Genomic DNA, 23,233 nt, shown 5'->3' with positions numbered 1-23,233 from the left:
GGCGCAATGTCAGGACCTTCCATGACCGAAACCCTTCTCGTCACCGGCGCTTCCGGCCAGCTCGGCCGCGGCGTCATCCAATATCTCCTGGACAAGCACAAAGTTCCACCGGCAAACATCATCGCCGCCACACGCAATCCGGAAAGCGTGGCCGATCTGGCGCTGCGCGGCGTCGTTGTCAGGGCCGCCGACTTCAACGACGCGGCGTCGCTGGAAACCGCATTCAAAGGCGCCGACAAGGTGCTGATCATTTCGACCGGCGATCTCGATCTCAAAAGCGGCAGGCGCCTGAAGCAGCACGAAAATGCCGTCGCCGCGGCCAAAAATGCCGGCATTTCGCATCTGCTCTACACCTCGATGCCCAATCCGGAGCCGGTATCGCCGGTCCTGTTTGCAGATGACCACTACAGCACCGAGCAGGCGATCAAGGCGAGCGGCATCCCCTACACGATCTTCCGCAACGGCTGGTACCAGGAAAACCTGTTCATGGCCCTGCCGCACGCGATCGCCTCGGGAAAATGGTACACGTCGGCCGGCGACGGGCGCATTGCCCACGGTGCGCGCGACGACATGGCAGCGGCGATCGCCGCCAGCCTCGCTGGCGCTTCAAACGAAAGCAAGACCTACACCTTGACCGGTCCGCACGCCTACACCACGGCAGAGATTGCCGCCCTGGTAAGCGAGGTCACCGGCAAGTCGCTCGATGTCCTGCAGGTTCCGGATGAAGCGCTCACCGAAGGGGTAAAGGCATCAGGCGTTCCCGAGGATTTTGCTGAAGTCATCGTGTCCTTCGACGTCAACACGCGCTCCGGCCGCATCGCCATGGTGACCGACGCGATCGAGACGCTTTCCGGCCGCAAGCCAAAAACGCTGAAGCAGTTCCTCGAGGCGAACAAGGCCGCGCTGGCCGGTTGAAGCGGAGTGACATGGACTGTGCCGCAAGACACAGCTCATTCGCCAGGACATGTCGAGATTCAGGTCAGGCTGGACCGAGAATGTGGGTTCCGAGAACCGGAACGGAGCGGACACTTGGTCCGTGAGTACCGGAAGCGCAGGAACCTGCCGTTCGCAGGCCGGCCTCACCTGAATATCGGCATGTCCTAGATGGCCACCTGAGTGCCGATCTCCACCACGCGCCCGGTCGGGATCTGGAAATACTCCGTCGCGTCGGCCGCCGTGCGCGCCAGGCCGATGAACAGCCGGTCCTGCCACACCGGCATGCCGGAATTGGGCGAGGCCTTGAGCGAACGCCGCGACAGGAAGAACGAAGTCGTCATGATGTCGAATTTCCAGCCCTGCTTGCGGCAGATCGCCAGCGCGCGCGGGATGTTGGGCTGCTCCATGTAGCCGAAGGTCAGAGTCACGCGCATGAACAGCTCGTTGACCGTCTCCATCTTGACCCGGTCGCTGTCGGGCACCACCGGCTGCGGCGCGGTCACCACTGAAAGGATGACGTTCTGCTCATGCAGCACCTTGTAGTGCTTCAGGCTGTGCATCAGTGCGGTTGGCGCGCTGAGCGGATCGCTGGTCAGGAACACGGCGGTGCCTGACACCAGCTGCGGCTTCTTCTTCAACAGATTGCCGGCGAGGAAATCGAGCGGGATCTCGTTGCGGCGGGTCTTGTCGAACAGATAGCGGCTGCCGCGCACCCAGGTCCACATGGCCAGCACAATGGTGAAGGCAACGGCCAGCGATGCCCAGCCGCCCTCAAACACCTTGACGATGTTGGAGGCAAAGAAACCGACGTCGATGAAGCCGAACAGCGCCGTCAGCGAGACCGCCAGCCACAGCTTCCATTTCCAGATCCGCGTCATGACCACAAACAACAGCACCGTGGTCACCAGCATGTTGCCGGTCACCGAGATGCCGTAGGCCGATGCCAGCCTGCTGGACTCGCCGAAGCCCACCACCAGCATCATCACCACCAGCGCCAGCAGCAGGTTGACGCGCGGCATGTAGATCTGGCCGGACTGTTTCTCCGACGTATGCAGAATTTCCAGGCGCGGCAGCATGTTGAGCTGCACCGCCTGCCTGGTCAACGAGAAGGCGCCCGAGATCACCGCCTGGCTGGCGATGACCGTGGCGGCGGTCGCCAGCACGACCATCGGGATCAGCGTCCAGCCTTCATTCATTTCGAAGAACGGATGGCCGACGACGCCGTTCTTGGCCAGCACGAAAGCGCCCTGCCCGGCATAATTGAGCAGCAGGCACGGAAACACGACCCACAGCCAGGCGAGCACGATCGGCTTGCGGCCGAAATGGCCGAGATCGGCATAGAGCGCTTCCGCGCCGGTCACGGCGAGGAAGATGGCGCCGATGGTGACGAAAGCGACATCGGGCGAATTGATCAGGAAGGCGACGATGTAGTGCGGGCTGATCGCCCACAGGATTTCCGGATCGGCGATGATGTGGTTGAGGCCGGAAAGGCCGATCGCCAGGAACCACACCGCCGTCACGGGACCGAAGACCAATCCCACGCCGCCCGTGCCGAAACGTTGCACCGCGAATACCATGGCGAGAATGACCAGTGTCAGCGGCACGACATAAGGCTGGAAGGTCGGCGTGACGACGTTCATGCCTTCGACCGCCGACAGCACCGAAATCGCCGGCGTGATGACGGCGTCGCCGAAGAAAAGCGACGCCCCGACGATGCCGATGCCGAGCATCAGCGCCGAGCGCTTGGGGAAACTGCCGCGCGCCAGCGCCATAAGCGACAGCACGCCGCCCTCGCCGCGGTTGTTCGCCCGCAGCACGAACATGATGTATTTGATGGTGACGATGATGGTCAGCGACCAGATGATCAGCGACAAAACGCCCAGGATGTCACCGCGGTCGGCCACTTCTCCGCCGGAAGATGCCACCAGCGCCTCGCGAAAGGCGTAGATCGGGCTGGTGCCGATATCCCCATAGACGACACCGAGCGCGCCCAGCATCAGAACCTTGGTGCTGTGCTGTTCGACTTCCGAATGGCTCGATTGTTCGACGGGTTCTGCCTCACTACCATTATTGGTAAGGGCCATGGACGACACTCCGATAAGCGCGCGGTGCTCTACGCTTGCTGCAATGCAATATCAAGTGCCGTCGCGTAATGGCAGCCATGCCTGCCATGCGAGGCTGCCATTGCTACCACCCGCAGGCTTTGAGGAACCGACCCACCGTGCCGGCCATGCCATACTCCAACGCGTCGGCTGTCAACCCATGTCCGATCGACACTTCGGCCAATGCCGGAATGCGCCTGGCAAGTGCCGGCAGATTGCTGACCACCAGATCGTGCCCGGCATTGACCTGAAGCCCGGCGGCAAGCGCGGCGTCGGCTGTTTTTCCCAGCCTTTCCAGCTCTTTGGCCGCTTTGGCGGAATCTGTGTGATAGCTGCCGTATGGACCCGTATAGAGCTCGATGCGGTCGGCGCCGGTGTCGCATGCGGCCGCCACCCAATCGGGGTCCGGATCGGAAAACAGCGACACGCGAAAGCCCCCCTTTTTCAGGCGCTTGACGATTGGTGTGAGGAACGCGGCCTGGGTTGCGAAGTTCCAGCCATGGTCCGATGTCGCCTGGGCCGGATCGTCCGGCACCAAGGTCACCTGTTCAGGCTGATGCTTTTCCACAAGCAGCAGGAAATCCTCGGTCGGATAGCCCTCGATGTTGAATTCCGCGCCCGGAAACTCGTCGTCGATCAGCGACCGGATCTCAGGCACATCGGAGAGTCTTGTGTGCCGCTCGTCGGGGCGTGGATGCACTGTCAGCCCGTGCGCTCCGGCCGCCAGCGCAATGCGGCCGAGGCCGGTGACGCTTGGCCACGGCAGGTCGCGCCGGTTGCGCAGCATGGCGATGGCATTGAGGTTGACGGAGAGCTTTGCAGGCATGCGGGTGGCCTCGGAAATCGTTAGACGCGCCCACCTATAATGCCTTTGGCGGGAACAGTAATGCCTTTGGTGGGAACAGACTGGGGGTTTCGGGTGTTCCAAGCCTGATGAACCAGCGGGGAAAGGTAGCGCCGATGAATTTTCTTGATGAGGTGCCGGCAATCCGCCGTATCGAGACCAGCCGTGACGACCTTTTCGCCATCGATGTCGTCGGGCACGTTTCCGCGGCCGATGGTGAAAATCTTTTCGGATTGCTGGAGGCAGCCTACGCCCTGCATCCGCGCGTCGATGTGCTGGTGCGCCTCGTCGACCACGACGGCGTCGACTGGGCCGACATCGCTGACGAGACCCTGAAGCAGGGCGCCATTCATGCATTGGAACATGTCGACCGTTGCGCGACGATCGGCGAACCGGACTGGATAGCGGACGCACAACGCTTTCTGCCGTCCTCACCACCCATCGAAATCAGGCATTTCAGGACGGAGGACGAGGCTGCCGCCTGGCAATGGCTTGCCGCACAGCCTATCGGGGCAACAGCATCCGGCGCCCCTACCTGACGATCGTCAGCCGCTCGGCCGCCCGCGTGATGGCGGTGTAGAGCCAGCGCTGGCGGGTTTCCTTGAAGGCCCAGCTTTCATCGAACAGCACGATCTCGTTCCACTGTGAGCCCTGCGCCTTGTGCACGGTCAGCGCGTAGCCATAGTCGAAATCGTCGAAGCGCTTCTTCTGCTGCCAGGGGATATCGGCGTCCGGATCCTCGAACGCCGCCTTGAGCAGCTTGATCTTGGCGACGCCGCGATCCGGATCGTCCTCTTCCGGCGACACCAGAAGGTTGATGCCGGGCTTCACCGTCTCGCGCGACGATGTCATCACCTTCCACAGCGAGCCGTTGAGCAGGCCCTTTGCCGGATCGTTGCGCAGGCAGACCAGCTTGTCGCCGGCTTGCGGATAATCGGCGTTGAAGCCCTTGAGCTCGCGCAGCCGCTGATTGTAGCGGCGCCGCGTGCGATTGGTGCCGACCAGCACCTGGTCCGCCTTCAGCACCAGTTCCTGGGTAACGTCTTCCTTGCCGATCACCTGCGCCGTGCCATAGTCGCCACGCATGAACTCGCGGCCCTCGCGCACATCGAGCGCCAGCCGCAGGATCGGATTGTCGCGCGCCTGCCGGTGGATTTCGGTGAGCAGGAAATCGGGCTCATGGTCGGTGAAGAAGCCGCCGCCCGAGATCGGCGGCAGCTGGCCGGGGTCGCCGAGCACCAGGATCGGCGTGCCGAAACTCATCAGGTCGCGGCCGAGTTGCTCGTCGACCATCGAACATTCGTCGATGACGACCAGCTTGGCCCGCGAGATGGGGCTCTGCCGGTTGAGCGAAAAAGTCGGCGACATCGAGGTCTTGCCGGTGACCTCGTCGGCCACCGATTCCTCGCCCTTCGGCCGATAGATCAGCGAATGGATGGTGCGGGCGTTGACCGCCCCCTTGGAGCGCAGAACTTGCGCGGCCTTGCCGGTGAAGGCGGCGAACTGCACCTGGCCGTCGACATGTTCGGCGAAATAGCGCGCCAGCGTCGTCTTGCCGGTGCCGGCATAGCCGAACAGACGGAACAGCTGCGGCTGGCCGGTCTTGAGCCAGCGGGCAACCGCTTGCAGCGCCTCGTCCTGTTGGGGAGAGAATTCCATCAGCGCGAGAGACCGGATTCGCAAGGGAAAGACAAGACAGCCGCCATCATCATCGATGCGCCGGGACGCTTCAGTGCCGCCGACGGGTCAAGCTATCAGGCACGGACAAGAACGTAAAGGGAACATACAAGCTCACCCCAGACCTTATCGAATCCGCTGGGGATCGTTCTCCAGCAGGATCGGCTTGCCGTGCGGGGTGGCATGTGCCGCGCGCTCCCAGGCCTCAGCCATCGCGTCGACATCCGACTTGGCAGCCAGTCCCTTCGAGGCAAGCAGGCTTTCCAGTGCCGCCAGCCAATGTTCGTAATAATCATGGCCGTCCGCTGCGGCGCCCGGTCTTTTCACTTCGCTCGACAGCGCCTGCGCCCACTCGCTCCACGAAAACAGGCCCTTGTCGTGCAGCGCCACCGTCATGGCGAAGGCCTCGGCCTGCCACGGCTCGGCGAACACCGGCTCGTCGAAACCTGGCGGCAGTTCTTCACGCCGGCTCAAGATAGCTCTCCCAGGCGTCTATCGACACGCGTAGCGTCGGGTCGGCCCCCTCGCCCCAGATCTCCGATCCTTCGAAAACCACGGTGTAGACCCATTGCGGATTTTCGCCGTGTCCATGCGCGTTGCTGTCGGGAAAAACAAAACCGTCGTGCACCGCCTCGATCACGCCGTGCTTGCCGCGTGCGTAGCGCGGCAGCCGCGTGTGGCCGGTCGGGTTGAAGTTTTTGGTCCGCACGGCGTCGCCCGCCTTGAACCGCGCCGCTTGCGCCACCGGCCGGTCGCAAGGGCTGCCCTTGGCCAACACCGCGGGCACGTTTTCCGCCTTCAGCACCCTCTTGGGAGTCGCTGCTGGATCGACTGCCTTGCCCGCTTCGAGATCGCGCTGGCTGACGAAGCCATGGCGCTTTAACAGCACCTCCAGCGCCTTGATCCATATCTCGTAGTAGCTCGATGAATAGTAGACAGCCGGATGCAGCGCTTCCCGTGCATGCCGGCTCTCGTCGATGTTCCAGGCGCCCATGGCGCCGGCAGTCAGCGTCACGCCGAGCGCCCGCCTTTCCCACGCGGCATGGAAATAGGGTTCGTCCTTTTCCGGCGCGACCGAGCCGAACCCCATCAGTCCGCCGAGATCCTGCGGCCCGTTCATGCCGGCTGTTCCGCCAGGCCGGTGCCGATCATCGCATCGCGGCTCACCAGTTCCGCCAGCCGCTCCTCACTCCAGCCCTCGGTACCCTCGGGCCGCATCGGCACGACGAGATAGCGCAGCTCGGCAGTGGAATCCCAGACGCGGATTTTCTTGTCCGCCGGCAGCGTCAGCCCGAACTCTTCCAGCACGCCGCGCGGATCGATCACCGCGCGCGAACGATAGGGCGGCGCCTTGTACCAGACCGGCGGCAGGCCAAGCACCGACCATGGATAGCAGGAGCACAGCGTGCAGACGACGAGATTATGGGTGTCCTGCGTGTTGAACACCGCCTGCATGTGCTCGCCCTGGCGGCCGGTATAGCTTAGCGAGCCGATCGCCGCCGTCGCATCGCGCTTCAGCCAGTCGGCATAGGCTGGATCGCGCCAGGCTTTCGCCACCACCCTGGCGCCGTTGCGCGGCCCGATCTTCGTCTCGTAGGTGTCGACGATGACGTCGATCGCGGCCGGATCGATCAGACCCTTCTGGGCGAGGATCGTCTCCAGCGCACGCACGCGGGCGGCAAACGGATCGAGTTCGTTGTCGTGATCATGATCGTGTGACATGGCCACAAACTACGTTTGCAGTGATGCCGCTGCAAGCATGAGGGCTTGGGCCAACGGCACATGGCGCCAGCTCTACCCCCTATTCGGCGGCCGCCCGCTGCGGCTCGGGCAGCATGTCTTCCCTGGGCTTGAACAGCGAGGGCTGATCCCCCGCTTCGACCGAGCCCGGCTCGCCCTTGCGCTTCGACCAAAGCCCGACCAGCCAGCCCGAGAAATTCTCCATGTAGACATAGATCACCGGCGTCACGAACAGGGTCAGTGCCTGCGAGGCAAGCAGGCCGCCGACAACGGCAACGCCCAGCGGCTGGCGCAGTTCGGCGCTGGCGCCGGTGCCGAGCGCAATCGGGAATGTGCCCATGAGTGCCGCCAGCGTCGTCATCATGATCGGCCTGAAGCGCATCAGGCAGGCCTTGTGGATCGACTCGGTCGCCGACATGCCTTCTCGTCGCAGTTCGAGCGCGACATCGACCATCATGATGCCGTTCTTCTTGACGATGCCGATCAGCATCAGGATGCCGATCACCGCGATGACCGACAGATCCATGCCGGCGAAGCGCAGCGCAACGACCGCTCCCAGTACGGCCGATGGCAGGCCGGTGAGGATGGTCAGCGGGTGGATGAAGCTTTCGTAGAGGATGCCGAGCACGATGTAGATGGTCAGGATTGCGCCGCCGACCAGAAAACCCTGGTTGGCCAGCGAATCCTGGAAGGTCTTGGCCGTGCCGGCAAAGGTCGTCGAGATCACCGTCGGCATGCCGATCTGCTCTTTCAGCGCATTGATGCGCGTCACGCTGTCGCCCAGCGCCACGCCCTGCGGCAGATTGTAGGAGATGGTCACGGCTGGAAGCTGGCCGAGCTGGTTGACGGTCAGGGCGCCGGCCGTGCGATCGACGCGGGCGAAGGCGCCGAGCGGAACAAGACTGCCGCTCGCCGTCCTCATCTGGATGGCCAGCATCCGCTCGGGCGACCACTCGATCTTGGGATCGAGCTCGGTGATGACTTCATAGCTGTCGGCCGAACCGAAGATGGTCGAAACCTGGTCGGTGCCGAACCCGCCATAGAGGGCGGAGCGCAACGTGTCGGTATCGATACCGAGTTGGGCGGCCTTGTCGCGATCCACCACCAGCGTCGCCTGCAGCGCATTGTTCTGCAGGTCGCTGGTGACGTCGGTGAAGTTCGCATGGTCGGCCGCCATCGCGTCGTTCAGTTTCTGCGCCCAAATATCGGTGAGGCCGGTATCAAGGCCCTGAACCACGAGCTGGTAGGCGCTTGCGGACGACCGCGAGCCCAGCCTCAAATTCTGGACCGGCTGCATGTAGGTCTCGATGCCCGCCACGCCGGCCAGTTGCTTGCGCAGATCCGCAAGCACCTTCTCGATATCGGGGCGCTGGTCCTTGCCCTTGAGCTGGACGAAGAGCTGCCCCTGGTTGAGCGCATTGTTGCCGCTGCCCGCCGACCACGCCACATGGTCGACATAGGGCGAATGCGAGAAGACGCTGGCGACCTGTCCTTGCAGCCTGGACATGGCGTCGAAAGAGATGTCCTGACGTGCGATGGTGGTCACCGATATCTGGCCGATGTCCTCCTGCGGGAAGAAACCCTTCGGCGAAGTCTGGATCAGCCACACCGACGCTGCCGCGGTGCCGACGAAGACGAGGAACACCAGGAAGGTGTGCCGCAGGCAGAAGCTCAAGACCCTGTCGTAGCCGCGCGTGACGAGGTCCTGCTTGTGGCCGGGGCCATGCTTGTCGCGGTCGGCTTTGGTCACCGACAGCAGCCGCGAGCACAGCATCGGCGTCAGCGTCAGCGACACGAACATCGACGCCAGGATGGCGACCGTCACCACCACGGCGAACTCGTTGAAGATGCGCCCGATGACGCCGCCCATCAGCAGCACGGGGATGAAAACCGCCACCAGCGAGATCGAGATCGAGATGATGGTGAAGCCGATTTCGCGCGCGCCCTTCAGCGAGGCGTCGAAGGCCGACAGCCCGTCCTCCTCCATGTGGCGGAAGATGTTTTCAAGCATCACGATGGCGTCGTCGACGACGAGGCCGACCGCCAGCGTCAGGCCCATCAGCGAGATGTTGTCGATGGAAAAGCCGAACAGGAACATCGCGCCGAGCGTGGCGATCAGCGAGATCGGCACCGCCACGGCCGGGATGATTGTCGCCGTCACCCGGCGCAGGAACACGAAGATCACCATGATGACCAGGGCAATGGTGAGCAGCAGCGTGAACTGCACGTCGCTGACCGCCTGCCGGATCGAACTGGAGCGGTCGTTAAGCAGCTTGATGTCGGCGGCGGCCGGCATCTGGTCCTTGAAGGACGGCAGCATCGCCTTGACCTTGTCGACGACGTCGACAGTGTTGGCGTCGGGCTGGCGCTGCACGGCCATGATGATCGCGCGCGTACCGTCGTACCAACTTGCGGTCGTCGTCGTCTGCACCGAATCGACCACGCGGGTCACCTCGCCCAGCCGTACCGGGTGACCGTTTTTGGTGGCGATGATGATGTTGGAGAAACCGGCGGCGTCGGTCAGCTGCGTGTTGGCGGTGATGGTGAGCTGCTGCTTGTCGTTCTGGAGCACGCCGAGCGGCGTGTTGCTGTTGGCCGAGGCAACCGCCGCCTGCAGCTGATCGATCGAGATGCCGCGTGCGGCAAGCGCGGTCGGGTCGATCTGGATGCGCACCGCGTATTTCTGCTGGCCGAAGATCGAGACCTGCGCCACGCCGTCAATGGTCGACAGCGACGGCGAGATGACGTTTTCCGCGAACGCATCGAGGTCGGTCAGCGGAACCGTGTCGCTGACCAGCGACATCAAAAGGATCGGCGCGTCGGCCGGATTGACCTTGCGATAGCTCGGCGGCGCCGTCATCTGCGGCGGCAATGATTTCTGCGTGCGCGCGATCGCCGCCTGCACGTCGGCCGCCGCCGCGTCGATGTCGCGGTTGAGCACGAACTGGATGGCGATCGAGGTCTGGCCAAGCGAGTTGGTGGTCGAGATCGAATCGATGCCGGCGATGGTGGCGAACTGCTTGATCAGCGGCGTCGCCACCGATGTCGCCATGGTTTCCGGCGAGGCGCCGGGCAGCGAGGCCGAGACGTTGACCACCGGGAATTCGGCGCTGGGCAGTGCGGCCACCGGCAGGAACTTGTAGGCGAACAGCCCGCCCAGCACGAGGGCGAACGACATCAGAAGGGTGGCGACGGGCCGGCGTATGCAGAATTCGGAAATCATTGGGCGGCCTCGCCGGCCCTGGTCGCCTCGGCCACCTTGGGCGCGGCGGCACCCGCCGTGGTCTTGCCTTCATGCACCGCGGCGCCGTCCTTCAGCCGTGTCTGGCCCTCGGTGACAACCTTCTCACCGCTTTTCAGCCCCTGGCTGATGGCGCTGTTGTCGCCTTCGGTCAGCGCCACCTGCACCGGCCGCATCTCGACGGTGTTGTCCGGCTTGACCACATAGACGAACGGGCCCTTCTGGCTTGGCTGCACGGCGACGGTAGGAACCGATGTCATCTGCGGCATGATGCCGGCGTCGAGCACGACATTCACATACTGGCCGGGCCATAGCGAAAGGTCGGCATTGGGAATACTTGCCCGCGTCGCGATAGTGCCCGACGCGGTGTCGACGCTGGAGTCGACGAAATCGAGCGTGCCCTTGCCGATCGGCGTCGGGTCACCATCCTTGGTCAGTGTCACCGCGCCCTGCTGCGGATTGGCAAGCGCCTTGTGCAGCAGGGCGAGATTGCTTTCCGGCAGATTGAAGTTGACCTGCAGCGGGTCCATCTGGGTGATGGTCACCAGCGGGGTCGCCGTGCTGCTGTTGCCATTGCTGACGGTGACGAGATCGCCGACGGCGACGCTGACCGCACCCAGCCTGCCGGAAATCGGCGCCGTGATCGTGGCGAAGCCAAGCTGGACATTGTCGGCGTCGATTGTCGCCTTGTCGGCGTCAACGGTCGCAGCGGCAGCCTTCTGCGCGGCGACGGCCTGGTCGTAGGTCTGCTGCGTGCCGGCCTGCTTGGCAACCAGATCCTTGGCGCGCTGGAGATCGGACTGCGAGCTGGCGAGCATCGCCTGATCCTTGGCGAGCGCCGCTTGATCCTTGGCAAGCTGCGCCTTCAGCGCCCGGTCATCGAGCGAGAACAGAACGTCGCCGACCCTGACCATCTGCCCATCCTTGACGTCGATCGAGACGATCTGGCTGGACACCCGCGCGTTGATGTTGACGACGGCGGGAGACGAGACGAAGCCGATCGCATAACGCCGGATCGGGAAATCGGCTGTCGAGGCGACGGCCGAGAGGATGGAAGCCGAGCGGGCGGCACCGCCGCCACCTGCCGCCTTGTCGCCCGCTGCCGGCTTGCCGGTTGCCGATTTGTCCGCGGCAGCGACCTGCTTTGCGCCGATGAGCTGCTGAGCCTTGCTCAGCGCGTCCGGAGACACATAGAGCCAGGCCGCGCCCGCACAGGCGACGGCAAGCAACGAAAGAACGACTTTTCCACGCATGGTCAAAGGCCCTCTCCACCCGACACGTCGTGGTCCGATGGTTCTACTCTAGCGCAAATCACGGCCCGTTGCCGCGATTTCGCCGAATAGATAGGACGCGCCTTTGTCGGAAAAGGGCCAAAACACGGCATTACGAAGATTTAATGTGCACTGCACAATGGATGTGCAACACGGGCTGAATCCCCATCCGACGGCTTGCGAGCCATCGCCTTCCGGCCTGAGACGACCAGAATGTGCGCGTCTCGACCTATTTGAGCATCGGCCAAAGCGTCGCCGCCAGCAGCACGCCCATGGCGATGTTGAACCATTTCAGCCGTACCGGGTCCGACAGGAAACCGCGCAGCGCGGTGCCGAACCCAGCCCACACCGAGACGCTCGGCAAATTGACGACGGTGAAGGCCACAGCGATCAACACCACCGACAGGAACGGGTGCTCGGCATTGGCATAGACGGCCATGGCGGTGATCGCCATCACCCACGCCTTGGGATTGACCCACTGGAATGCAGCCGCCTCGATGAAGCGCATCGGCCGCGCCTTCGTCTCGCCCTTGCCGGTCAGCGTGCGCGACATGGCGATCTTCCAGGCGAGGTACAGAAGATAGGCGCCGCCGGCGATCTTGAGCGCGGTATGCAGCGCCGGAAACGCCGTCAACACAGCGCCAAGGCCAAGACCGACGGCAAGCAGCAGCACGAGGAAACCCATGCTGATGCCAAGCATGTGCGGAACGGTTCTGACGATGCCGAAATTCACGCCCGATGCCAGAAGCATGAGATTGTTCGGCCCCGGCGTGATCGAGGTCACCAAGGCGTAGACAAGCAGGGCAAGGAAAGCGTCAAGCGACATGGATATCCTCCCCGACAACAGGATCGTTGTCTCTTCGCGGCAACCCGCAAAGGCCCACGGACGGCCCACAGCGGGGCCAGAAGTCTCACTGTGGAAGCTGGCTGGCGCGACCGGCGCCAGCACCGAAGGACTACATCGCCTGCGGGCCGCGATTCAACGCCGCCACGCCGGTGCGGCAGATTTCGACCAGGCCGAGCGGCTTCATGATGGCGATGAACTGATCGATCTTGGAGCCCTTGCCGGTGATCTCGAAGATGAAATGCTCGGTGTTGGCGTCGATGACGCTGGCGCGGAACGCATCGGCCAGCCGCAGCGCCTCGACCCGGGCCTCGCCGATGCCGGCGACCTTGACCAGCGCCAGTTCGCGCTCCAGCGGCCGCTCCTGGCCGGATTCATGCGAGCGCACGGTCAGGTCGACGACGCGGTGCACCGGCACGATGCGCTCCAGCTGGTGCTTGATCTGCTCCAGCACATGCGGCGTGCCGCGCGTCACGATGGTGATGCGCGACAGGTGTTTTTCATGCTCGGTCTCGGAGACCGTCAGGCTCTCGATGTTGTAGCCGCGCCCGGAAAATAGGCCGATGACCCGGGCAAGCACGCCCGGCTCATTGTCGACCAGCACGGAAAGCGTGTGGTTTTCCGGCTTTTCCGTTTCCTTGGCGATAAAATAGGCCGAACCGGTCGGTTGTAGCTGTGCGTTCATGACATGAATCTCGATTTCAAGCTCTTGAGCTAATTCTTTGTTTGCGCAGGGCTTTCTCGCGACAGCCCTGCCTTGGTTCTGCCGGCTACACCAGTTCCCTGCCCTTGGCGTCGATGGCATTGGCCACCGCCTCGTCGGTCGCCTCGTCGGGCAACAGCATCTCGTTATGCGCCTTGCCCGACGGGATCATCGGGAAGCAGTTGGCGAGCGTCGCCACGCGGCAATCGAACAGCACCGGCTTCCTGACCGAGATCATCTCCTTGATCGCGTCGTCCAGCTCGTCCGGCTTTTCGCAGCGAATGCCGTGGCCGCCATAGGCCTCGGCCAGCTTGACGAAGTCCGGCATCGCCTCGGTATAGGAATGCGACAGCCGGTTGCCGTGCAGCAACTGCTGCCACTGCCGCACCATGCCCATATACTGGTTGTTGAGGATGAAGATCTTGATCGGCGCATTGTGCTGCACCGCCGCGCTCATCTCCTGCATCGTCATCTGCACCGAGGCGTCGCCGGCAATGTCGATGACCAAAGCGTCGGGATGCGCGATCTGCACGCCGAGTGCTGCCGGCAGGCCATAACCCATCGTGCCCAGCCCGCCCGACGTCATCCAGCGGTTCGGCTTCTCGACACGATAGTGCTGCGCCGCCCACATCTGGTGCTGGCCGACCTCGGTGGTGATGTAGGTGTCCATGCCCTTGGTCAGTTCGTAGAGCCGCTCGATGGCGTATTGCGGCATGATCACGTCGTTGTTCATCTTGTAGGCGAGCGAGTCGCGCGCACGCCATTTGGCGATCTGCTCCCACCAGGGGTAGAGCGCCTTCTTGTCGGCCTTGGCGCTCGCCCGCCACAGCCGCACCATATCCTCCAGCACCCGGCCGACATCGCCGATGATCGGCACCTCGGTGTGGACGTTCTTGTTGATCGACGACGGATCGATGTCGATGTGGATCTTCTTCGAGTTCGGCGAGAAGGCGGTCAGCCGACCGGTGATGCGGTCGTCGAAGCGCGCACCGATGCAGATCATCACGTCGCAATCATGCATGGCCATGTTGGCTTCATAGGTGCCGTGCATGCCGAGCATGCCCATCCAGTTCTTGCCTGATGCCGGATAGGCGCCGAGGCCCATCAGCGTCGAGGTGATCGGGAAACCGGTGAGATCGACCAGTTCGCGCAGCAGATGGCTCGCTTCCGGGCCGGAATTGATGACGCCGCCGCCGCTGTAGATGATCGGCTTCTTGGCGCCCGCCATCAACTCGACCGCCGCCTTGATCTTCTCCAGGTCGCCCTGGACCTTTGGCTGGTAGCTGGTGCGTGGCGCGATCTGCGGCGGGACATAGAATCCCTTGGCGAACTGCACATCCTTCGGGATGTCGACGACGACCGGACCGGGACGGCCGGTGGTCGCGACATGAAAGGCCTCGTGGATGGTGGCGGCGAGCTCGTTGACGTCCTTCACCAGCCAGTTGTGCTTGGTGCAGGGGCGCGTGATGCCGACCGTATCGCATTCCTGAAAAGCGTCCGAGCCGATCAGCGAGGTCGGCACCTGCCCGGTCAGGCAGACCAGCGGGATCGAATCCATCAACGCGTCCTGCAGCGGCGTCACCGCATTGGTGGCGCCCGGGCCGGAGGTCACCAGCATCACGCCGGCCTTGCCGGTCGAGCGCGCATAGCCTTCCGCCGCATGGCCGGCGCCCTGCTCATGGCGCACCAGTATGTGCTCGACCTCGTCTTGCTGAAAAATCTCGTCATAGATCGGAAGGACAGCGCCGCCGGGATAGCCGAAGACATGCTGGACGCCATTGTCCTTCAGCGCCTGCACCACCATTTCGGCGCCCGTCATCTCGCGCCGCTCGTTCTGTCCGTTGCTCATCGGTCTGGTCCCGTACTGTCGCCATTGGGCGTTTGCTGGTCGTTTAGTCGTGTTTCAGGCAATAAAAAAGGCCCCCGAGGGAGCCTGTGTCTTGCGCATGGGGGGTTTTCGCCCGGCGGTTACACCGCCTTGCCCACGCGCTTTCCTACGAGAATGAGTGCTGTTTTCATGGTGGCGGACACTAAGGGCGGGCAAGGCGACCTGTCAACGGGAAAAATCGCGCCGGCGCGCACAGCGTGCCGGCGCGATTGAGGCGATCAGCCCGGCGCCTTGCAGCGGGAAACGCGCGGATCGCAGTTGGACACCTTCCTCGCCTGCATCTTCGCTGGCGGATGGTGAGGTGCCACCCTTGCCGGGCCATGGTGCTGGGGCATGTGCATTGCCATCGCCTGCTGATGCGGCTTCTGTTGCCCGGCACCGCGTGCAGGACGCTGCCCCGAGACCGGCTTGGCCGACCCCGGTTTGGCCGACGATTTGACAACGATACGTCCATCGCCCGCGGTCCTGTCGGCATGCAGCTTGAGCGCATCGGCCTTCGCGCCGTTGCCGGCGACCATCCGCTTGCGCACAGTGTTGCCAGGCTTCACGACGGCTGGATTGCTGGCAGCCACCGCGCCCGGGGAAATGGCCTTGCCGCCGATCGCAGTCTTGGGGCCCGCCACGATTTGCCCGTTCCCCATTGCATTGCCGGCAAGCTTCTTGATTTCGGCGCCCCTGGAAGCATCGAGACGTGCACTGGCAAACACGCCTTTGGGCGGAGGAACCAGTCTTGCCGCCTTGATCGAGTCGATGACTGGCTTCGGGAGTTGCTGCAGCCGGGGTCCGGCATTGATTGCAACCACCTGGTTGCCAAGCCGCACGCGTGGCGCATTGTTGACCGCGACCGTCTGGTTGATGAATGTCGTGTTGCGCACGATGACGACGTTCTCCTGAACCGGCCGCACCACCCTGACCAGATCCACCGCGCCGATCGCCGCCACCGGCACGAAACACCACCAGGCGTCGTCGAAGGCGGCACCGACGTCGGGCGGCGCCGGAGCCCAGCCGACATCATTGCCGCCCTGACGCCAGACCACCCAGGCTGGCGCCCATTGATCGCCGGCGATCCACACCCAGCCGAAATCGGGATCATACGCCCAGCGGCCATAGTGATAGACGACATCGCCGAATGGCTCGGTGGACTGCCAGTACCAGCCATTGTCAGTCCAGACCCACCTGCCTTCGGTGTAGGGCCGCCATTGGGTATGCACCGAGGGAACCCAGACATCGCCGAAGCGGCTGGAGGTTCGCCATCCGCCATAGTTCGAAAGCCTTTCGCGGACGGTGACGGAAATTTCCGCCGCATGCGCCTGTGTTCCGGGCAGCACCAGCGGGCCGGTCACCGTCGCACTCAAGGCCATGACCGCGGCCATTGCTGCAGCACGTCCACGCCGGCCGAGAGAGTGGCGTGAAGACGCTTGGAAAAAGGATATGATAATCATAACGGGCTCCAGAGTTCCGCATCCAGAAAATCCCGGGAACCGCCCTGCTGCCCGCCACCGCTTCCCGGCTTCTCACCGATCGGTTGTTATCGGCCCCGGTGACCGCATTGCGGCATTTGACCATCAACTTTGCGCGACCGGCGCGGCATTCACAAATGGGACGTTCGTTTCCGGCGCCCGGGCGATTGCGAAACCGCCGGGTGATCCCATTTTGCGAATAAACCATTGAAACCGCTGGAAACTATGGTGGGGCGTGACGAGGGCCGCCATCTCTGACGATACTTGATCGTCCGGCGGCAAGCCCGTCGGAGCCATCACCATGACGATCTGGATTTCACGGGAGGAAACCTGATGCTCGACAAGCCCTCTAGCAAGAAACTGTCTGACGTACTCGACCAATTCGGCGCCGCGCTTGCTGCCAATGACATCGAGAAGGCGGTCGATTGCTTTCAAGAAGATTGCTACTGGCGCGACCTCGTTACCTTCACCTGGAACATCAAGACCATGGAAGGCCGCGACCAGGTCCGCGACATGCTGAAAAGCCAGTTGTCGAACACCAGGCCATCGCACTTCGCCATCGCCAAGGGCGAGGACGCGACCGAGAGCGGCGAACTGATCGAGGGCTGGATCAGCTTCGAGACGGAGGCGGCACGCGGCTTCGGCCATATCAGGCTGAAGAACGGCAAGATCTGGACGCTGCTGACCACCATGGCCGAACTGAAAGGCCACGAGGAGCCGGCAGGCTTCGCGCGGCCGATGGGCGCCAGGCACGGCTCGGGCAAGAACCGTCCGACATGGAAGGAAGAGCGCGAGAGGGAAGCCGCCGAGCTCGGCTTCAAGACGCAGCCCTATACGGTGATCATCGGTGGCGGCCAGGGCGGTATCGCGCTCGGCGCGCGGCTGCGGCAGCTTGGCGTGCCGACCATCATCATCGAGAAGAACGAGCGTGCCGGCGACAGCTGGCGCAAGCGCTACAAGTCGCTCTGCCTGCATGACCCGGTCTGGTACGACCATCTGCCCTATATCGATTTCCCCAAGAACTGGCCGGTCTTCTCGCCCAAGGACAAGATCGGCGACTGGCTGGAAATGTACACCAAGGTAATGGAGCTGAACTACTGGTCCTCGACCGAAGCCAAAAGCGCTTCCTATGACGACAAGACGAAGGAATGGACCGTTGTCGTCCACCGTGACGGCAAGGACATCACGCTGAAGCCGAAGCAGCTGGTGCTGGCGACCGGACAGTCCGGCAAAGCCAATCTGCCGAAATTCAAGGGCATGGAGACCTTCAAGGGCGACCAACACCACTCGTCGAAGCATCCGGGTCCCGACGCCTATGCCGGCAAAAAGGCCGTTGTCATCGGATCCAACAATTCCGCCCATGACATCGCTGCCGCACTTTGGGAAGCCGGCTCCGACGTGACCATGGTGCAGCGCTCGAGTACCCATATCTCCAGGTCCGACACGTTGATGGAAATCGGACTGGGTTCGCTCTATTCGGAGCAGGCGCTGCAGAATGGCATCACCACCGCCAAGGCCGATCTCATCTTCGCTTCGCTGCCCTACAAGATCCTGCACGAGTTCCAGATCCCGGCCTATGCCGAGATGAAGAAACGCGATGCGGCATTCTACAAGGGACTGGAAAAGGCCGGTTTCATGCTCGACTGGGGCGACGACGAGTCCGGCCTGTTCATGAAGTACCTCAGGCGCGGCTCTGGCTATTACATCGATGTTGGCGCATCGCAGTTGGTCATCGATGGTTCGATCAAGCTGAAGAGCGGCGTCGACGTCGAAGAGATCAAGCAGCACTCGGTCCTGCTCAGCGACGGGTCGGAACTGCCTGCGGACCTCATCGTCTACGCCACCGGCTACGGCTCGATGAACGGCTGGGCCGCCGATCTGATATCGCGCGAAACCGCCGACAAGGTCGGCAAATGCTGGGGCCTCGGCTCGAACACCACCAAGGATCCCGGCCCCTGGGAAGGCGAGTTGCGCAACATGTGGAAGCCTACACAGCAGGAAGCGCTGTGGTTTCACGGCGGCAACCTGCACCAGTCACGCCACTATTCACAATTCCTGGCGCTGCAGCTGAAGGCCAGGCAGGCCGGCTTGGCGACGCCGGTCTACGGGCTGCAGCAGGTGCATCACAAGGGGTAGGCGAGCGCGATTCCGGCGAAGCCGGAAGAAAGAAGGCAGGGCTTGCACCCTGCCTCCTTCCTTTGAGGGAATTACGCCGGCTTACCCGCCGCGAATTGCGTCACCACCCGCTGCAACAGCGGCACGTAATCGCGAAACGTCCGCGTCTTCATGTTGGCAATCTTGCCGCTCTCGTCCCAGATGCGGACCCGGACCGCTTCCTCATGGAACGGGTTCTTGCGGAACTCGGCCACCTCCTCGGCATTCATCGGCCCACCCTGCAGCGACAGCGTATGCACCGAGGCCTGCGACAGCTTGCCGAAATAAGTCGGATCGGTGGCGCAGAGATAGCGCTTGGCGGCGACATGCAGCCTGACGCATTCGACGATGACAGGTGGAAAGAACGGCGCCAGCACTTCGCCGCCGGCTTCGTCATGATGCTTGTCCTCGACATCCTCGGGCGAATAGGTGCCGAACTCGCTGGTGTAATGGCCAATGTCGTGCAGCAGCGCCGCCGCCACCAGCTCGTCCGGCGCACCGTCCTTTTCGGCGAACCAGGCGCCCTGCAGCATGTGCTCCGACATGGTGACGGGTTCGCCGAGGTAGGATTCCGCACCCCGGCGCTCGAAGATGTCGGCAATGAATTCGACGATATTGTCCGCGTTCAAATCCTGGCTGCTCATTCCGCCGCCTCCTTGAACCCGTGTTCTATCGACGCGAGCGTCGACAGCAGGCCATCCTTGTCGGCGTAACAGCCCTGCAGCCAGCGCTTGCCGGTTCCGGAAAACGCCTTGCGGGCGTGCATGACGCGCGTGTTGTCGACGATGAAAGCCTGCCCCGCTTCGAGCTTGAACGTCACTTCGAAGGATGGATCCTCGATCAGTTCGGCGAACCGGCGGTAGGCGGCGTAGTACGCCTCCATGTCGGCGAAGGGCACGTCGACCGTCGGCGCCAGCGAGCGGTTGTTGAAGCGGATGCAGATCAGCTCGCCATCGGGCCCGAGCTCGATCATCGGCCGCTTCGCCTGCAGCCGCACACCGGAAGAGCCGGCATATTCGAAGCGCGCCGGGCATGAGCTCAGCAGCCGGAAGCCTTCCGGGTTCTCAGCCTGCAGCGCAGCCGCGACGGCAAACCCGTCGACGACGCTGGATTCGCCGCCCTCAACCGTATTCTCGATGCAGGACAGGATTTGCAGCGTCGGCACGGGGTCGCGATAGGGATTGTCGGTATGCGCCTGGAGCCCGAGATTGGTGTAGGCGAGATTGCTCGGATTGACCTCGGCGCGCACTTCGAACCAGCGGCCGTAATTGGTCTCCCTGATATAGCCGAACAGATCGGACACCTTGCACAGCGCTCCGGATTCGGCCGGCAGATCGTCCATCACCGCAAAGCCATAGGCTTTCACCGCCGACAGCCATTGCCCCAGCACAGCGCGATCATGGCTGGCCGCAGCATAGCCGGCGCGCGGCACCGAATTCTGCATCGAGGCCTTGGTCCATCGCACGGTGGCCTCGTCCGTCCAGCCGGGCTGGCGGGCCGCGTCACGATCATAGGCGTTGGCGCTCAGCCATGCCGCCGGGAAACTCACTGTTTTCTGCTCCGGCACGAAGCTGACTTCCAGGGCACCGCCCTTGACCGATGCCGCGCCGATCCTGGTGTCGGCGGGAATGTCGAGGATGGTGATCAGCCGTTGGCCATTGCCGGCGCTGCGCGTCTTGTCGTCCAGCGCATTGTCGCGCAGCCACATGGCGTGAAAGCGGCTGCGCGACCCGTCCTTCCAGCCAAGTTCGATTGTTCTACCTTCGTCGCCGATCAGCGCCTGGGTGAGCATGGAGATCCGTTCCTGTCCATTGCGTCCCCCGCAGCTGACCCGCAGGGTTTCGATTGCATGTTGATCGCGCGAGAGGCATAATTCAAATTATCATATTTTGGGCAATGACCACGATATACTAATGTCTCGAACCACACCCCTGCCGCCGCTCGACTGGCTGCGCAGTTTCGAGGCTGCGGCGCGGCTGTCGAATTTCACCGCTGCGGCAGCCGAGCTTGGCCTCACCCAGGCGGCCGTCAGCCAGCACATCCGGTTTCTCGAGGAGCGGCTGAAGACACGTTTGTTTTCGCGGCTGGCGCGCGGCGTCGCCCTGTCGCCGGAGGGGGCAGCCTACCTCCCCCACATCCAGTCGGCCTTCGCCACCATCGGCAACAGCACCGCGGAACTGTTCGAGCCGCGCGCCGTCCAGACCGTGACCATCCGGGCGCCGATTTCCTTTGCCTTGCTGATGCTGGTTCCGGCGCTGCCCGATCTCGCGAAGGCACTGCCGCGCATCCAGCTCGACCTGGTGACGATCCATCGCCCTACCGATTACGACCTGCCGGGCTCGGTGCTCGATATCCGTTTCGGCAACGGATCCTTCCCCGGCCGCGAAGCCGACAGGCTGACCGCCGAGCGGCTTGTGCCGGTGGCGGCTCCGGGTCTGGTCGGCGACGCAGACTGGACCTCCTTGCCGCTGCTTCTGGTTGCCGGCGCGCGCGCGATGTGGGCGGAATGGTTCGCTGCCGCCAGGCTGGCCGGCCATCCCAGGCGATCGCACCGCTTCGACAGCTTCGTTGCCGCCATGGAAGCGGCCAAGGCCGGCGCCGGCGTGCTTTTGGGCTCGCGGCCGCTGGTCGATGCGGCGCTCGATAGCAAGACGCTGGTCAGGCTTTCCGACTTCGAACTCTCCAGCACATCGGGCCATTTTCTGACCAAGGCGTCGACAGCGCGCCTGACCGGCGCCGAGCAGGATTTCCGCCAGTGGTTGCTGTCGCGCCTCTCCGCGCCGGCATGATTGGTTACGAGATTTGCCCGATCCGCTTCCAGTAGATCAGCGTGCCGGTCAGCCCGCCATGCGGCTTCAGTGCATAGTCCGGTATCTCACCGGCCAGCGTGAAGCCCAACCGCTCATAGAGGCCTGAGGCGCCCTCCTCGGTTGCCGTGTCCAGAACCAGCAGCGTGCGGCCCTTCTCCACCGCAAGGCTCTCGGCGGCCCGCATCAGGCGCGTTCCCACGCCCCTGCCCCGGTAGTCTGTGCGTGTCATCAGCTTGGCGATCTCGGCCCGGTGCGGCTGGTTGGGCGGACAGTCGAGCAGCAAGGTCACGGTGCCGACCAGGTTTTTGCCGTCCCAGGCGCCAAGCACCGCTCTTTCGCCCCTTGCCGCCGCGGCCAGCGATTTCTCCCAGAAACCCCTCGCCGCCTGCGGCGCCAAGGGATGCATGAAGCTGACCGAACCGCCTGCCGCCACCGTTGCGACCAGCAATTCGGCCAGCCCGTCCTGCGTCTCGGCAGCCGGGGTCAGGGTTGCGATCTCGATCGAGTTCATGTGCGGGATATCCTGTGATTGCGATAGAAGCGGGCGCATTGCCGTCACTCCAGATGGCGCGCGCGGCGACGCTTTCGCGCCGCCTTGATGGCGCTGATGCGGTCGGCATCTTCGTGCCCGAGGTGCCGTCCGCGCTCGAGAATCTCGAGCGTGTACTCCTCGTAGGTCAGGCCAAGCCGCTCGGCTCTGTCCATGCGCAACAGCATGACCTCGTGGCTCGGCGCCTTCCACGCCTTGGCGTGCGCTGCCTGCCAGGCCAGGAAAATATAGGGATCGCCCGTGCCCCATGGCGGGCCCTTGTACTCATCGAGAGGCGGCCCCCCATTGTGGGAGCGCTTTGGTCTCTTTGCCATTGTGTCAGCCTCTGACCAGGGCGACCAGATAGTCGGCGCCGGGCTCCAGGGCATGGAAGGTGCAGTCCGACGGCGCCCCAAGCGCCAGGCAGTCGCCGGGCTCGAGCTTGCGCGCCATATCGCCTTCGATGAATTCGAGCCGCCCGGAAATCAGCCATATCTGCTGCTTGATGAAGGCGTATGAAGCAGCCGGAAAGCTGACCCTGGCGCCCGCCGGCAGATGCACCTTGATCAGTTCCAGCGGCATATCGCCAGCCGGCGAAAGATGCCGCCTGACATAGCCGGTATCGGGATCGCGCCATACCGGCTGGTCGGCCTCGCGCAGCAGCCTGCCGCCCTGCAGCTCGGCGCGCGCGATCAAGGTCGACAGCGTCATGCCGAAGGCCGACGAGATGCGCACCAGAAGCGCCGCCGTCGGGCTGGTCTTGCCTCGCTCGATCGTGCTGAGCATCGCCTTCGAGACGCCGGAATGCTCCGCCAGTTCGGCCAGGGACCAGTCACGCATGACCCTTTCGGCGTGTATCCTGCGGCCTATCGTCGAGGAAATTTCGTTCGCTATATCATCCATATGTCTATTATAGCGAAATATTGACGCCGGAGAAGAGCCGCCTTGCGACAATTTTCACAGGCCCCTTAATGCTCTCTACACCATCCGACCTCATCGGGCCTTAACCCCATTCGGGTAGGATCGACTCTCCG

21 protein-coding genes are annotated in these 23,233 nt (G+C 63.4%); 4 read left to right on the top strand and 17 right to left on the bottom strand.

From position 1 onward, the window contains the following. The first annotated feature begins 21 nt into the window (after nucleotides 1-21). Complete coding sequence (locus MESCI_RS16375; RefSeq protein WP_013531059.1) at nucleotides 22-915, top strand: SDR family oxidoreductase; 894 nt, start codon at nucleotides 22-24, stop codon at nucleotides 913-915. Nucleotides 916-1,100: 185 nt separating this feature from the next. Here MESCI_RS16375 and MESCI_RS16370 read toward each other — a convergent pair whose 3' ends face one another. Together MESCI_RS16370 and MESCI_RS16365 are read right to left on the bottom strand one after the other, a co-directional pair. Further along, entirely contained in the window at nucleotides 1,101-3,020 is a 1,920-nt protein-coding gene (locus tag MESCI_RS16370; RefSeq protein WP_013531058.1) for a potassium transporter Kup, read from the bottom strand. A 103-nt stretch (nucleotides 3,021-3,123) separates the two neighbouring features. After that, the gene (locus MESCI_RS16365; protein ID WP_013531057.1) at nucleotides 3,124-3,864 is read right to left on the bottom strand and encodes a pyridoxine 5'-phosphate synthase; all 741 of its coding nucleotides are present in this window, start codon (nucleotides 3,862-3,864) and stop codon (nucleotides 3,124-3,126) included. A 134-nt stretch (nucleotides 3,865-3,998) separates the two neighbouring features. Between MESCI_RS16365 and MESCI_RS16360 the strand changes: the two genes are divergently transcribed. Continuing rightward, the gene (locus tag MESCI_RS16360; protein WP_013531056.1) at nucleotides 3,999-4,421 is read left to right on the top strand and encodes a SpoIIAA family protein; all 423 of its coding nucleotides are present in this window, start codon (nucleotides 3,999-4,001) and stop codon (nucleotides 4,419-4,421) included. Here the strand turns inward: MESCI_RS16360 and MESCI_RS16355 are convergent. The 10 genes from MESCI_RS16355 to MESCI_RS16310 all read right to left on the bottom strand — a co-directional run bounded on the left by MESCI_RS16355 (nucleotide 4,414) and on the right by MESCI_RS16310 (nucleotide 16,619). Next, complete coding sequence (locus MESCI_RS16355) at nucleotides 4,414-5,541, bottom strand: ATP-dependent DNA helicase (protein ID WP_013531055.1); 1,128 nt, start codon at nucleotides 5,539-5,541, stop codon at nucleotides 4,414-4,416. The two genes, MESCI_RS16360 and MESCI_RS16355, sit on opposite strands and share 8 nt — an antisense overlap. A 144-nt stretch (nucleotides 5,542-5,685) precedes the next feature. Further along, nucleotides 5,686-6,033, bottom strand: coding sequence for a nitrile hydratase accessory protein (locus MESCI_RS16350; RefSeq protein ID WP_013531054.1), 348 nt, complete (start codon nucleotides 6,031-6,033; stop codon nucleotides 5,686-5,688). Further along, nucleotides 6,020-6,679, bottom strand: a complete 660-nt coding sequence (nthB, locus tag MESCI_RS16345; protein WP_013531053.1) for a nitrile hydratase subunit beta — start codon at nucleotides 6,677-6,679, stop codon at nucleotides 6,020-6,022. The genes MESCI_RS16350 and nthB overlap by 14 nt, the downstream gene beginning before the upstream one ends. Next, nucleotides 6,676-7,281, bottom strand: coding sequence for a nitrile hydratase subunit alpha (gene nthA / locus MESCI_RS16340; RefSeq protein WP_013531052.1), 606 nt, complete (start codon nucleotides 7,279-7,281; stop codon nucleotides 6,676-6,678). Before nthA ends, nthB begins: the two co-directional genes overlap by 4 nt. A gap of 79 nt (nucleotides 7,282-7,360) precedes the next feature. Beyond that, nucleotides 7,361-10,522 (bottom strand): efflux RND transporter permease subunit, encoded by a 3,162-nt coding sequence (locus MESCI_RS16335; protein WP_013531051.1) that lies wholly within the window; start codon nucleotides 10,520-10,522, stop codon nucleotides 7,361-7,363. Continuing rightward, nucleotides 10,519-11,793: an efflux RND transporter periplasmic adaptor subunit gene (locus MESCI_RS16330; protein WP_013531050.1), complete on the bottom strand. Its 1,275-nt coding sequence runs from the start codon at nucleotides 11,791-11,793 to the stop codon at nucleotides 10,519-10,521. The genes MESCI_RS16335 and MESCI_RS16330 overlap by 4 nt, the downstream gene beginning before the upstream one ends. Before the next feature lie 247 nt (nucleotides 11,794-12,040). Further along, nucleotides 12,041-12,637, bottom strand: a complete 597-nt coding sequence (locus MESCI_RS16325; RefSeq protein WP_013531049.1) for a LysE family translocator — start codon at nucleotides 12,635-12,637, stop codon at nucleotides 12,041-12,043. Between the two features lie 130 nt (nucleotides 12,638-12,767). Then, complete coding sequence (gene ilvN, locus MESCI_RS16320) at nucleotides 12,768-13,340, bottom strand: acetolactate synthase small subunit (protein WP_013531048.1); 573 nt, start codon at nucleotides 13,338-13,340, stop codon at nucleotides 12,768-12,770. 85 nt (nucleotides 13,341-13,425) lie between these two features. Next, nucleotides 13,426-15,207: an acetolactate synthase 3 large subunit gene (locus tag MESCI_RS16315; protein ID WP_013531047.1), complete on the bottom strand. Its 1,782-nt coding sequence runs from the start codon at nucleotides 15,205-15,207 to the stop codon at nucleotides 13,426-13,428. Between the two features lie 257 nt (nucleotides 15,208-15,464). Further along, nucleotides 15,465-16,619: a DUF6600 domain-containing protein gene (locus MESCI_RS16310; protein ID WP_013531046.1), complete on the bottom strand. Its 1,155-nt coding sequence runs from the start codon at nucleotides 16,617-16,619 to the stop codon at nucleotides 15,465-15,467. A gap of 420 nt (nucleotides 16,620-17,039) precedes the next feature. Between MESCI_RS16310 and MESCI_RS16305 the strand changes: the two genes are divergently transcribed. Then, a complete protein-coding gene (locus MESCI_RS16305) occupies nucleotides 17,040-18,842 on the top strand; it encodes an NAD(P)/FAD-dependent oxidoreductase (RefSeq protein WP_013531045.1) in 1,803 nt (600 codons plus the stop codon). Between the two features lie 71 nt (nucleotides 18,843-18,913). Here MESCI_RS16305 and tmpB read toward each other — a convergent pair whose 3' ends face one another. Both tmpB and tmpA read right to left on the bottom strand, forming a co-directional pair. Then, complete coding sequence (gene tmpB / locus MESCI_RS16300; protein WP_013531044.1) at nucleotides 18,914-19,504, bottom strand: (R)-1-hydroxy-2-trimethylaminoethylphosphonate oxygenase; 591 nt, start codon at nucleotides 19,502-19,504, stop codon at nucleotides 18,914-18,916. Continuing rightward, nucleotides 19,501-20,652 (bottom strand): 2-trimethylaminoethylphosphonate dioxygenase, encoded by a 1,152-nt coding sequence (tmpA, locus tag MESCI_RS16295; RefSeq protein ID WP_013531043.1) that lies wholly within the window; start codon nucleotides 20,650-20,652, stop codon nucleotides 19,501-19,503. The genes tmpB and tmpA overlap by 4 nt, the downstream gene beginning before the upstream one ends. A 121-nt stretch (nucleotides 20,653-20,773) precedes the next feature. Between tmpA and MESCI_RS16290 the strand changes: the two genes are divergently transcribed. Beyond that, nucleotides 20,774-21,649, top strand: a complete 876-nt coding sequence (locus MESCI_RS16290; protein ID WP_013531042.1) for a LysR family transcriptional regulator — start codon at nucleotides 20,774-20,776, stop codon at nucleotides 21,647-21,649. Between the two features lie 4 nt (nucleotides 21,650-21,653). On the opposite strand, the gene MESCI_RS16285 is transcribed toward MESCI_RS16290, so the two are convergent. From MESCI_RS16285 to MESCI_RS16275, 3 genes are read right to left on the bottom strand one after another with little or no spacing between them, the layout of a single operon-like run. Then, nucleotides 21,654-22,181 carry a GNAT family N-acetyltransferase gene (locus tag MESCI_RS16285; protein ID WP_013531041.1) on the bottom strand — a complete coding sequence of 176 codons (528 nt, stop codon included), beginning with the start codon at nucleotides 22,179-22,181 and terminating at the stop codon, nucleotides 21,654-21,656. Between the two features lie 44 nt (nucleotides 22,182-22,225). Further along, nucleotides 22,226-22,534 (bottom strand): hypothetical protein, encoded by a 309-nt coding sequence (locus MESCI_RS16280; RefSeq protein ID WP_013531040.1) that lies wholly within the window; start codon nucleotides 22,532-22,534, stop codon nucleotides 22,226-22,228. A 4-nt stretch (nucleotides 22,535-22,538) separates the two neighbouring features. Further along, nucleotides 22,539-23,102, bottom strand: a complete 564-nt coding sequence (locus MESCI_RS16275; protein WP_013531039.1) for an XRE family transcriptional regulator — start codon at nucleotides 23,100-23,102, stop codon at nucleotides 22,539-22,541. Nucleotides 23,103-23,233 lie beyond the last annotated feature (131 nt).

The organism is Mesorhizobium ciceri biovar biserrulae WSM1271 (genome assembly GCF_000185905.1).
GTDB lineage: Bacteria > Pseudomonadota > Alphaproteobacteria > Rhizobiales > Rhizobiaceae > Mesorhizobium > Mesorhizobium ciceri.
The sequence above is the reverse complement of the archived record's forward strand: the minus strand, read 5'-3'. Positions and strand labels throughout refer to the sequence as shown.